Source organism: Lysinibacillus antri, from assembly GCF_003977595.1.
Taxonomy (GTDB): domain Bacteria; phylum Bacillota; class Bacilli; order Bacillales_A; family Planococcaceae; genus Ureibacillus; species Ureibacillus antri.
This window is the reverse complement of the sequence record NZ_RYYR01000005.1, coordinates 125,685-138,022: the sequence shown is the minus strand read 5'-3', so window position 1 is coordinate 138,022 and position 12,338 is coordinate 125,685. Positions and strand designations below refer to the sequence as shown.

General features: G+C 37.0%; 12 protein-coding genes. All 12 read left to right on the top strand.

From position 1 onward, the window contains the following. Positions 1–9: 9 nt before the first annotated feature. A complete protein-coding gene (gene rfbA, locus EK386_RS05415; protein WP_126658017.1) occupies positions 10–900 on the top strand; it encodes a glucose-1-phosphate thymidylyltransferase RfbA in 891 nt (296 codons plus the stop codon). 24 nt (positions 901–924) lie between these two features. Next, positions 925–1,908 (top strand): dTDP-glucose 4,6-dehydratase, encoded by a 984-nt coding sequence (gene rfbB, locus EK386_RS05410; RefSeq protein WP_126658016.1) that lies wholly within the window; start codon positions 925–927, stop codon positions 1,906–1,908. A gap of 65 nt (positions 1,909–1,973) precedes the next feature. Beyond that, the gene (locus tag EK386_RS05405; RefSeq protein ID WP_126658015.1) at positions 1,974–3,254 is read left to right on the top strand and encodes a glucose-6-phosphate isomerase; all 1,281 of its coding nucleotides are present in this window, start codon (positions 1,974–1,976) and stop codon (positions 3,252–3,254) included. A gap of 100 nt (positions 3,255–3,354) precedes the next feature. Further along, positions 3,355–4,074 (top strand): YveK family protein, encoded by a 720-nt coding sequence (locus EK386_RS05400; protein WP_126658014.1) that lies wholly within the window; start codon positions 3,355–3,357, stop codon positions 4,072–4,074. Next, positions 4,075–4,767 (top strand): CpsD/CapB family tyrosine-protein kinase, encoded by a 693-nt coding sequence (locus EK386_RS05395; protein ID WP_126658013.1) that lies wholly within the window; start codon positions 4,075–4,077, stop codon positions 4,765–4,767. It abuts the gene before it with no gap. Between the two features lie 108 nt (positions 4,768–4,875). Continuing rightward, on the top strand, positions 4,876–5,673 hold the full coding sequence (locus EK386_RS05390) for a TIGR00282 family metallophosphoesterase (protein ID WP_126658012.1): 798 nt from the start codon (positions 4,876–4,878) through the stop codon (positions 5,671–5,673). A 208-nt stretch (positions 5,674–5,881) separates the two neighbouring features. Then, positions 5,882–6,148 carry a stage V sporulation protein S gene (locus EK386_RS05385; RefSeq protein ID WP_097072367.1) on the top strand — a complete coding sequence of 89 codons (267 nt, stop codon included), beginning with the start codon at positions 5,882–5,884 and terminating at the stop codon, positions 6,146–6,148. A 385-nt stretch (positions 6,149–6,533) separates the two neighbouring features. Continuing rightward, positions 6,534–8,273, top strand: a complete 1,740-nt coding sequence (locus tag EK386_RS05380; protein ID WP_126658011.1) for a 2-oxoacid:acceptor oxidoreductase subunit alpha — start codon at positions 6,534–6,536, stop codon at positions 8,271–8,273. Then, complete coding sequence (locus EK386_RS05375; protein WP_126658010.1) at positions 8,273–9,139, top strand: 2-oxoacid:ferredoxin oxidoreductase subunit beta; 867 nt, start codon at positions 8,273–8,275, stop codon at positions 9,137–9,139. Before EK386_RS05380 ends, EK386_RS05375 begins: the two co-directional genes overlap by 1 nt. Positions 9,140–9,279: 140 nt before the next feature. Continuing rightward, the gene (locus tag EK386_RS05370) at positions 9,280–10,824 is read left to right on the top strand and encodes a methyl-accepting chemotaxis protein (RefSeq protein WP_126658009.1); all 1,545 of its coding nucleotides are present in this window, start codon (positions 9,280–9,282) and stop codon (positions 10,822–10,824) included. Between the two features lie 100 nt (positions 10,825–10,924). Further along, positions 10,925–11,845, top strand: coding sequence for a nuclease-related domain-containing protein (locus EK386_RS05365; protein WP_158674378.1), 921 nt, complete (start codon positions 10,925–10,927; stop codon positions 11,843–11,845). 112 nt (positions 11,846–11,957) lie between these two features. Then, positions 11,958–12,314 carry a hypothetical protein gene (locus EK386_RS05360; RefSeq protein ID WP_126658007.1) on the top strand — a complete coding sequence of 119 codons (357 nt, stop codon included), beginning with the start codon at positions 11,958–11,960 and terminating at the stop codon, positions 12,312–12,314. The last annotated feature ends 24 nt before the right edge of the window (positions 12,315–12,338 follow it).

Genomic DNA, 12,338 nt, shown 5'->3' with positions numbered 1-12,338 from the left:
GGTGAACCATTGAAAGGAATCATTTTAGCAGGTGGATTGGGTACTCGGCTGTATCCCGTAACAAAATCAATTTCAAAGCAGATTCTACCCGTTTACGATAAGCCAATGATTTATTATCCATTATCCGTTTTAATGTTAGCGGGCATACGGGAAATTTTGATTATTTCAACCCCTAGAGATATCGGAGTTTATGAAGAGTTACTTGGAGATGGAAGTAAATTAGGACTGGATTTTAAATATAAAGTACAAGAGAACCCTAATGGACTTGCGGAAGCTTTTATACTTGGAGCAGATTTTATTCAAGACTCCTCTGTTGCATTAGTTTTAGGTGATAATATATTTTATGGTTCAAATTTTAGTGAGGCACTAAATGAGGCATCGAATATAGAAATCGGCTGCCAAATATTTGGCTGTTATGTGAACGATCCACGCGCATATGGCGTAGTAGAAGTGGATGAAAATATGAATGCCATCTCAATAGAAGAAAAACCAGAATATCCAAAGTCATCGTATGCAATTCCGGGACTTTACTTCTTTGACAATCAAGTGGTCGAAATTGCTAAAAGCGTGAAACCTTCAAAACGCGGGGAGCTGGAAATTACATCGATTCTAGAAGAATATTTACATCGTGGTCAATTAAAAGTTGAGCTAACGGGTCGGGGGTTAGCGTGGCTTGATACGGGAACACATGAATCTTTACTTGAGGCATCGAATTTTGTGGAGGCCATTCAAAAACGACAAGGGTTATATATTGCGTGTATTGAGGAAATCGCTTTTCGTAAGGGGTATATTTCAAAAAAACAGCTTGAAGAACTGGCAGAGCCCTTGATGAAAACAGAGTATGGCAAATATTTAATCGATGTTTCTCGAACTGTAAACTATACAAATACCGGCAAGTGATACGTTAAGGAAAGAAGGAACACGTTGAAAAAGATACTTGTTACTGGTGGTGCAGGATTTATTGGGGGTAACTTTGTGCAATATATGGTGGAAAAATATCCACAGTATGAAATTTTTAATCTAGATGCACTAACCTATGCAGGCGATTTAACGAAACATTATGCAATTGAAAATAAGGAAAACTATCATTTTTTAAAAGCGGATATTACAAATCAAGAAACAATTAATTTCATATTTAAAAGAAAGCAATTCGATTATGTTGTGCATTTTGCAGCCGAAAGTCATGTGGACCGCTCCATTGCGAATCCACAAGTTTTTGTCACAACGAATGTCCTTGGCACGCAAAATTTAGTAGAAGCAGCGAAGCGAACAAACGTAAAAAAGTTTATCCATATCTCAACCGATGAAGTCTATGGCGAATTAGATTTCAATCCCACTACATTCTTTACAGAAAATACCCCACTACAACCTAATAGCCCATATAGTGCGAGTAAGGCTTCTTCCGATTTAATCGTTCGGGCTTACCACGAAACATACCAATTTCCAGCTATTATTACACGGTGCTCGAACAATTATGGGCCCTATCAATTTCCAGAAAAGCTAATTCCTTTAACTATTTCAAACATCTTAAAAAATAAAAAAATACCTGTCTATGGTAACGGTCAAAATGTACGAGATTGGTTACATGTTTATGATCATTGTGCAGCAATTGACCTTCTTTTACATGAAGGGAAAGCTGGAGAAATCTACAATATTGGTGGTCATAATGAGTGTACTAATTTGGAAGTGATCCAGAAGATCCTTCAATATTTCGGGAAATCTGAGGACTTGATTGAGTTTGTGCCAGATCGACTTGGTCATGATAAACGCTATGCCATTGATCCGAAGAAGATTGAGCAATTAGGATGGTGTCCGACGTTTACGTTTGATACAGGGCTTACCCAAACGATTCAATGGTATGTAGAAAATTGGGGCTGGTTGGAAGGCGTAGAATCTATAAAGAAATGAAAAATTTGCACGCATTTGATTGATGAGAATATCTGATTTACATTCTATTGAAACGAGGGTATACAATGGGGTCGAGATTACATCAATCGGTTTATTTAGCTGCGCCGTCAATCGATATTGATTGGTCTAAATATGCTACAAATGTATCAACCATACATCACCATTTAAAAAAAATTCAGGATCATTATGCAGGATGGATCAACTTTCCACCACAAAATTATGAAGACGTGCTAACTTCGATTCAACGTTTAGCTGAGGAAATTAAATCCAATGCGGAAGTATTAGTAGTCATTGGGGTTGGTGGATCGTTTTTAGGAGCCAAGGCGATACAAGAGGCATTATCTCCATACTTTGGCGTGTTAAAAAATGGTGTTCAAGTTGTGTATGCAGGTCAAAATTTAAGCGGTGCATACATTCAGCATTTACTCAATAGTATAGGGGATAAAGAGATTTATCTTAATATTATTTCAAAATCGGGTACTACGATGGAACCCTCGTTGGCTTTTCGAGTGTTTCGGCAATATATGGAACAGCGATATGGCAGTAAAAGTAAACAACGAATCATCGTAACAACAGATGGAAAAAAAGGGGTATTAAAAGAAATTGCAGAGTACGCTGGTTATCGCCAATTTGTTATACCTTCTAATATTGGCGGACGATATTCTGTATTTACTCCCGTAGGATTAATCCCGATTGCTGCTGCTGGAATTGATATCTTTCAATTTATTGAAGGGGCAAAAGATGCAGCGGTTTTATTAAATGTGGATAACATTGAACGAAATGATGCCTATCGATATGCGGTCATACGAAATGAATTATACAAACGAGGGTATTATGTTGAATTACTTGCGTCGTTTGAACCAAGTCTTGCTTTATTTCATGAATGGTGGAAGCAGTTATTTGGTGAAAGTGAAGGGAAAAATAAAAAAGGTATATTTCCGTCTGCTGTGACGTACTCCACGGATTTACATTCAATTGGTCAATACATTCAAGAGGGAAGTCCTATCTTATTTGAGACATTTCTACACTTTAAGGAAATCCAAGATGATTACCCCATCCCCTTCGATAGCCGGAATGATGATCTACTAAATGAGTTATCCACTTATAGTTTTAATGGAATAAATCGCATCGCAAAGGAAGGTAGTATATTGGCTCATGTAGAAGGTGGGGTTCCTGTGATTCAATTAGAGCTGAAAAAATTAGATGCACACCATATGGGCTATTTAATGTACTTCTTTATGAAGGCTTGTGTCATGAGTTCATTTTTATTAGATGTGAATCCTTTTAATCAGCCAGGTGTGGATATATATAAAAATAAAATGAATGCTTTGTTAAAAAGGAGATAATGAGAGAAATACATTCATAATACCAGTCATGAAGCAATAAATTTATGAGTATAGAGTAATAAAGTTAGGTGAAAATTCATGCTTCAGGGAGGCAAATACTGTGGAAGAATCAATCAGTTTACTAAATATCCTGAAAATAATACGAAAGTGGATGCTATTAATTATATCCCTTGTATTTGTTTGTTCTGGAATTTCTGCAATTATTAGTTATTATGTACTCCCTCCCATTTATGAAGCTGAAACGCAAATTTTAGTTAACCAAAAGACGAATGGCCAAGAATACGCCTGGTCTCAATTAGAAACCGATTTACAATTGATTGATACGTATAATGTCATTATTAAATCACCTGTTATTCTAAATAAAGTTATTAATAAATTAAATTTGAAGACTACACCTGAAAGTTTATCAGGACAAATTTATGTATTAAATGAAGATAACTCAAAGGTCGTCAATATCCGAGTAGAAGATGAGAGTCCTTTACAATCTGTTGAAATTGCAAATATGGTCGCTGAAGTGTTTAAAGAAGAGATCCCTACGCTCATGAATGTTGATAATATTAGTATTTTATCAGTTGCAAAATTAAGTGAGAATCCGAGTCCTGTTAAGCCGAATAAATTATTAAATGTCGCAATTGCAGCAGTTATTGGATTAATGCTTGGAATTGGGTTGGCATTTTTATTCGCATTTTTAGATACTACGATTAAAACTGAGCAAGATATAGAAGAAATTTTAGCCCTCCCTATTATGGGAATTGTAAGCTCGATTTCAGAGAAGGATTTAGAGGTGTCCTTGCCATCCCGAACAACGAGGGGGAATTAGATGCAATTGAACAAAAAGAAGAAACAACAACCTACATTAGCGAGAAAATTAATTGCAAGCTCAAATCCCAAATCAATTATTACGGAACAATTTCGTACCATTCGAACGAATATTCAATTTTCAATGCCCGATCAAGAAATTAAAACGATTTTAGTTACATCTTCTATTCCAGGAGAAGGGAAAACTACAAATGCTGCCAATTTAGGTGTCGTGTTTGCACAAGATGGAAAGCGAGTGCTAATTGTAGATGCAGATATGAGAAAGCCAACCATGCATCATACCTTTAATTTGTTTAACGTTGTAGGCTTATCGAATATTTTAACAAAGCAAGTCGACATTCAGAGTGCTATTCATCATACAGACATTGACAATATCGATATTATCGCAAGCGGTCCAATCCCACCAAATCCCTCTGAACTACTATCCTCCAAAAATTTAGATTCATTTATAAATGAAGTCATCCATGAATATGAAATAATTATTTTTGATGCACCACCATTATTATCTGTAACGGATGCTCAAATTTTATCGAATAAATGTGATGGAACGTTGTTAATTGTAAAAAGTGGCTATGTAGATAAAACAGATGTGATAAAAGCAAAGGCAAGTCTTGAAGCTGCGCATGCCAAAATATTAGGTGTGGTGTTGAATAATTATAAAATGCCGAAAACTAACAATTACTATTATTACTGATCACATTGTTAACGCATTTCCCCCGGCGGATTTGCGTTTTATTTTGCCCTTTTGTTCTATGGAATGGTAAAATTGTGAACGTTATATATAGAAAGTAGGTTGTAATTTATGAAAGTAATTTTTATTGGTGATATTGTAGGTTCAATTGGTCGAGAAGCCGTAGAAAAATATTTACCGCGCTTAAAGAAAAAATATGCCGCAGATGTTGTTATTGCGAATGGTGAAAACGCTGCGAGTGGTCGTGGCATTACGCAAAAAATTTATCAACAACTCATGCATGTCGGGGTTGATGTCATTACGATGGGGAACCATACATGGGATAATAAAGATATTTTTGATTTTATTGATGAAGTAGATTATTTAATCCGTCCTGCCAATTTTTCTAAGGAAGCACCAGGCAAGGGAATGGTACAAATTACGAAAAATGGCGTGACTTTGTCTGTCATTAATCTACATGGTCGTGTCTTTTTACCACCACATGAAGATCCGTTTGCAGTGGCAGATGAATTAGTTGCACAAGCACGCGAAACCTCTCCGCTAGTATTTGTCGATTTTCATGCGGAAGTGACAAGTGAAAAAATTGCCCTTGGGTGGCATTTAGATGGACGAGTGTCTGCACTAGTTGGTACGCATACACACGTTCAAACGGCCGATGCGCGAATTTATCCAAATGGGACAGCTTATATTACCGATGTAGGAATGACAGGTCCTTATGATGAAGTGCTTGGCATGACGAAGGAAAGTGTTATTTATAAATTCCAAACGAATATGCCTGCTCGTTTTGAAGTGCCAAAACAAGGTCGTGAAGTATTAAGTGGGTTCTTTGTGGAGATTGATGATAAAACGGGAAAAGCTATTCAATGTGAACGAATTTATATTAATGAGGATTATCCATTTAAAGGATAATTTCCTCAATTAAAGCGGGGAATTGTTCGATTATTAAAAACAATTAAAAAATAAATACTTTTAAGCTTCCAAATTCAAGGATTACAGATTCTATTTTCCACTTTAGCAACATAAAATGTGATACGGACATTAAGTTGACGTCCTTTGAATGACAATTGCTTCATTCAACATTTATTAAAGCAAATAGCTAATATGGGGAGGAATAAATGTGGATTCATTAAAAGTATCGTCTCGCTCAAATCCAAATTCTGTCGCAGGTGCACTTGTTGCGGTGATTAGGGAGCAAGGATATGCGGAAATGCAAGCTGTAGGTGCAGGTGCATTAAATCAAGCAGTAAAGGCAGTTGCGATTGCGCGTGGTTTTGTCGCTCCAAGTGGTACCGACTTAATTTGTGCACCGGCATTTGCTGACATTACAATTGCTGGGGAAGATCGCACGGCATTGAAGTTAGTTGTTGAAAAAAGAAATCGCTAAAACCGTTTGCAGTAGCTCTTACCAATGAACGTTCAATTGGTAGGGGCTTTTTTATATGAGATTTTTTAAGTTCGCACGTAAATCCACGAAAGTCGCACATAAATTCGGAAAAACCGCTCATATTTTTCCGAAATCCGCTCGTACCCCCCACTCTAAAAAAATACTTCATATCATAAAATATAAATTTTCGTCAATATAGTATGTCTTTAATTGAATGAAGTAATCTAAAAGAAATAATTCACTACAATTTTGTGAATTTCTGTTTTCCGTCAAAGGTCTGATTTTCACGAAAATGTTTTAATTTGAATAGTTAATGATATATGTTCGTGTTAAACTAATGAAGGAAAAATATATAAAAACAGTTATTCTTAAGGGAGATGTTAAAATGTTACATCAGCTTTCATGGAAAGTCGGTGGGCAACAAGGTGAAGGGATTGAGAGTACTGGAGAAATCTTCTCAATGGCTATGAATCGCTTAGGTTATCACCTATACGGTTACCGTCACTTCTCTTCACGTATTAAAGGTGGCCATACGAATAATAAAATTACTGTTAGACCAACTGAAGTAAGTTCGATTGCGGATGATTTAGATATTTTAGTGGCATTCGATCAAGAAACAATCGAAGTAAACTACAAAGAATTAACGGAAAAATCTATCATTTTAGCAGATGCAAAATTCGAACCAACATTACCAGAAGACTCAAGAGCACCATTATTCATTGTGCCATTTACAGAAATTGCAACAGAATTAGGCACGTCTTTAATGAAAAACATGGTCGCAATTGGTGCAACTTCAGCATTATTAAACCTAAACACGGAAGTTTTCCAAGGCGTTGTCGATGAAATTTTCGGACGCAAAGGGGTAGAAGTTGTTCAAAAGAATATGGAAGCCATTCAAAAAGGTTATGACGTGATGAGTGAACTGATTGGTGATCGTGTTGGAGAATGGGAACTAGTTCCGGCAGACGGAAAACGCCGTATGTTTATGATTGGAAATGATGCTGTTGCTTTTGGTGCACTTGCAGCTGGCGTTCGCTTTATGTCTGCTTACCCAATTACACCGGCTTCTGAAATTATGGAATATATGATCAAAAAACTACCGAAATTCGGTGGAGCCGTTATCCAAACAGAAGATGAAATTGCAGCAGCAACAATGGCTATCGGTGCGAACTACGGTGGGGTGCGCGCATTTACAGCATCAGCTGGCCCGGGTCTTTCTCTTATGATGGAAGCAATTGGTCTATCTGGTATGACAGAACAACCATTAGTAATCATTGATACGCAACGTGGTGGTCCATCAACAGGTCTTCCAACAAAGCAAGAGCAGTCCGATTTAATGGCGATGTTGTACGGTACACATGGTGAAATTCCAAAAGTAGTTATCGCACCATCCACATTAGAAGAAGCGTTCTTTGATACAATTCAAGCATTCAACATTGCAGAAGAGCTTCAATTGCCAGTAATCATTATTACAGATTTACAATTAGCACTTGGTAAACAAACAACGGATCCATTTGATTATAGTAAAGTGGAAATTCGTCGTGGAAAAATTGTTGCGGATGAAATTGAAGCAAACGACAACAAAGATTACTTTAAGCGCTATGAAAATACAGAAGATGGCGTATCTCCTCGTGTATTCCCAGGTACACCAAACGGCATTCACCATGTAACAGGTGTGGAACATGATGAAACAGGGAAACCGAACGAAGCACCAGGTAACCGTAATGCACAAATGGACAAGCGTTTCCGTAAATTGGACTATTTAAAATTTGATAATCCAGTTCATGTTAACGCACCACATGAAGAAGCGGATGTATTGATTGTTGGCTTTAACTCAACGCGCGGAGCTATTGAGGAAGTACAAGAAAGATTAAATGGAGAAGGTTTAAAAGTGAACCATGCCCATGTACGCTTAGTATTCCCATTCCCATCAGATGAGATGGCACCTCTAGTAGCGAATGCGAAAAAAGTCATCGTCGTGGAAAACAACAAAACTAGTCAACTTGCTAACATCATGAAAATGAATATTGGCGGTCACAATAAAATTTCAAGCATCACGAAATACGATGGTACACCATTCTTACCACGTGAGCTTTCAAATAAAGTAAAGGAGCTGCTTGACTAATGGCAACATTTAAAGATTTTCGTAACTCAGTGAAACCAAACTGGTGCCCTGGCTGCGGTGACTTCTCTGTTCAAGCAGCCATTCAACGTGCAGCAGCAAATGTCGGCATCGAACCTCATGAACTAGCAGTAGTTGCTGGGATCGGGTGTTCAGGTCGTATCGCCGGCTACATTAATTCATACGGATTCCACGGAATTCACGGCCGTGCATTACCACTAGCACAAGGCTTAAAAATGGCAAACCGTGACCTAAACGTAATCGCTTCAGGTGGTGACGGGGACGGGTTTGCAATCGGTATGGCGCATACGGTTCATGCGATCCGTCGTAATATTGATATTACGTATGTAGTTATGGATAACCAAATTTATGGTTTAACAAAAGGTCAAACATCTCCTCGTTCGGCAAAAGGTTTCATCACGAAATCAACACCAGAAGGAGCAATCGAGCCGTCATTAAAACCATTAGAAGTGGCCTTATCTTCAGGTGCCACATTTGTAGCGCAAGGATTTTCAACAGACATTAAAGAATTAACAGCTTTAATTGAAGCAGGCATTCAACATAAAGGTTTCTCTTTCATTAACGTATTCAGCCCATGTGTAACGTACAACAAAGTGAATACGTATGAATGGTTTAAAGAGCACTTAACAAAACTATCTGATATCGAAAATTATGATTCTACAAACAGAGAATTAGCGATGCAAACGGTGATGGAAAAAGAAGGCCTTGTAACGGGGATCATTTACCAAGATACAGAGACAAAATCGTATCAAGAAAAAGTTCCTGGTTATGCACAAGAACCACTTGCCGATTTAGAAATGAACTTAAATGAAAACCAATTTGATTTACTAGTGAAGGAATTTATGTAAGATTGGGGAGCTCCTATTTGGGGGGCTCTTTTTTTATACTTAAACTTAGAATATTTACAATAAATTTACATTCATTCCATAGGTACTTTATATTACTAAACTATGCTCAAACTACCATAGTTGTAGAGGGGTCGAGTAAATTGCGTTTAAAACGCTATATTAAGGTGAAAGACCGATTAGTAGTATTAATGATTGTATGCATCATATCAAATTGTATTTTTGCGATATTTAGTATGGATTATTTAAGGAAGATGGAGAAAAATACAGAAATTATGTATGAGGAGAAGTTACTTGCCTTAAATACAATTTCAACTATTGAAATGGCTATTTATCAAGAGGATTTAAATCAAGCAAGTGAACTTCAAAAAGCAATACCAAAATTTGATTCAAAAATGGAGTTTCATATAAAAGAACTAAATTCCACTTTAAACGATGGAAATCGCAATGAAACTTTGACTGCAATTGGAGAAATGAAGCAATATGTGGTAGAACGAGCAGATTATCAATTAGCTACATATCAAAAAGATGTTGAATTTGGCTATAAACTATTAACGGGTGTATCACTAGCGATTATATTAATTATTATTTATTTCAGCGTTGGTGCAACTCGTGCAGTAAATTTACCGACAAGACAATTAAAGAAATTGTTAAAAGAAGCCGAGCAAGGGGACTTTACGAAAACGGCTACCTATGATGCGAAAGATGAACTTGGAGAAGTCATGCTAAGTTATAATCAAATGGCGACAGAAGTGAAGGAACTGTTAAAGACTGTCCAACGTAGCGCGACCCAGGTAGATGAAGCGAATGATCAATTGCAACGGGCATCAGAAAAAACTACGGAAGCGTCTATACATATTTCTCGAGATGCAACAGATTTGGCTAAATCAACTATTCGGTCAACAGAGCAATTGAATATAAATACCAATTCACTTCAGGAAATTGCGGCGGGTGTTGAAAGTATTGCAGATCGTATTGAATACATTGAGGGCAGTATTCACCAAACTGTGAAAGAAGCAAATGAAGGGTCTCAATTTGTGACGTTAAATATGGAGCAAATGGAACGTATCGAACAATCTGTAAGACAAACGAACGAAATGATGCAAGTGCTAGGAAAACACTCTACTGAAATTGGACAAGTGATTCAATTAATTAATGAAATTGCCGAACAAACGAATCTTCTCGCATTAAATGCAGCCATAGAAGCAGCTCGCGCAGGAGAATACGGAAAAGGATTTAGTGTAGTGGCCGGTGAAGTACGGAAGCTTTCAGAGCAGTCCGTTCACTCAACACGAACAATTGAAGCCATCGTAAAACAAATTCAAAACGATACAAAAGAATCGATTCGCTTTATGGGTAGCGCGATTGAATGTGTACAAACAGGAATCGATACGACAAACCAAACAGCAATTAAATTTGAACAAATTGTATCGTCTGTCAATAAAGTGGGTCCACATATTGGAGAGGTATCTGCAACAATTTCCTCGATTACGGAAAATACAAAAGAAGTGGCCAATAATTCATTACAACTTAGTGAAGTGTCAAAACAAAATGCGCGCAGAATTGAACAAGTATCAAAATCAACAAACGACCAACTCGAAGCCACAAGAGACATGCATAGCCAAATTCAAAAAATCACTAAAAACATTAGATCGCTAACAAGTGCGATACGAAGGTTTACAGTGTAGAAATTTTGTCACACATTTAATTGGAAATCGTACATTTCAATAGGTAGACACCATTTTATCCCTTTTACATTTCATTACAATGAAAGTAGGAGGGATATTTTTGAGACTAATTGAAAGAAAACTTCCATCTAAAATACTAGTACTGGATGCATTAAATCGTAGAGCGCGCAATGAAACGGTTTCAAACTTACTTAAGCGCGCTGTTATTGGCTATGAGGGGGAATTGAAAGTTGATAGGGTTTGGGAGGAAATAGGGCTGTCCCATGAATCTTTGCTTTATCATAATTACGAAACGAACAAGCATCAAATTGATACACTATTTGTTTCTCGCCACTTTATTTTCGTTGTCGAAATCAAAACGGTGTCAGGTTATATATGGTATGAAAAAGAAAAACATCAATTTTTGAGGAAAAGGAAATCTGGAGAAATCGAAAGCTTCCAAAGCCCCATTGAACAGGTAAAACGAAATGCAGATATGATCGAGCGTGTCGTCGAGGGATTGGGTTTATCAATGCCAATTTATAAAGCAGTTGTCATAGCAGAACCCTCGACAGTGATTGGTAGAATTCCCGACGAAATTCCAATTTTCCATGCAATTGGTTTGCGTAGTGAAATTAAAAAGCTATTATTAAGGTATAGTACTAATTTACTTCCGACAGTTCACTTTGAGTTACTAGTCGATTGCTTAATGAAATTATATCAACCGAGTAAATATTGGCCGAGATTTGAGCTGCCCCCAATTCGAAAGGGTGCACTATGTACTTGTGGGCGAGTAATGACGTATAAAAGAGGCTTCATTTGCGTATGTGGCAACAAATCAAACGAAGCGTTACTGCAGGGATTACATGATTATCGAGTACTTATAAGTGAATGGATTACGAATCGAGAATTTAGAGATTTCTTTTTTATTGAAAGTGAAGATGCTGCAAATAAATTAATGAAAAGAATGCAGTTTACTCATAAAGGAAGTACTCGGGATAGGCGATATTTAATTCCGAAAGACATTTGGCGGGATTTATGAGAAAGTTGACGGGATTTTTCTATAATTCGGCGGGATTTTCACAAATTTTGGCGGAATCATACTCCAAATTGGCGGAATTACATCCAGTCATACAAAAAAAGCAGGTAAAAACATGAACAAAATAATCGATTTCCTATCTATCAAACAACAAAAACAAAACGAACAACTTAATAAACTATTCCAAAAAGCAAATTCGCTACAAAATCCCAAGCAAATTAACAAATTAGTAGAGGAAAAGTCGCTCGCTGTACAGGATCACAAACTTTTCCTGGCATTCCTCACATACTTAGAAGAGCAGCAAATCGATCCAAAAACAATTTTTCAACAGGTACTTACCCTTCCGAAGCACCAATTCGAACAGCAGTACCAGATGAATTGGCATTCGGTCGTGCAACTGTGTTTTACGTTTCTTGCAATATTAAAGGAAAATGACCTAGAAAGTTATGAGCAGTTCATCAAATTATCATAACTTTTATTGTTCATTCTACTAATT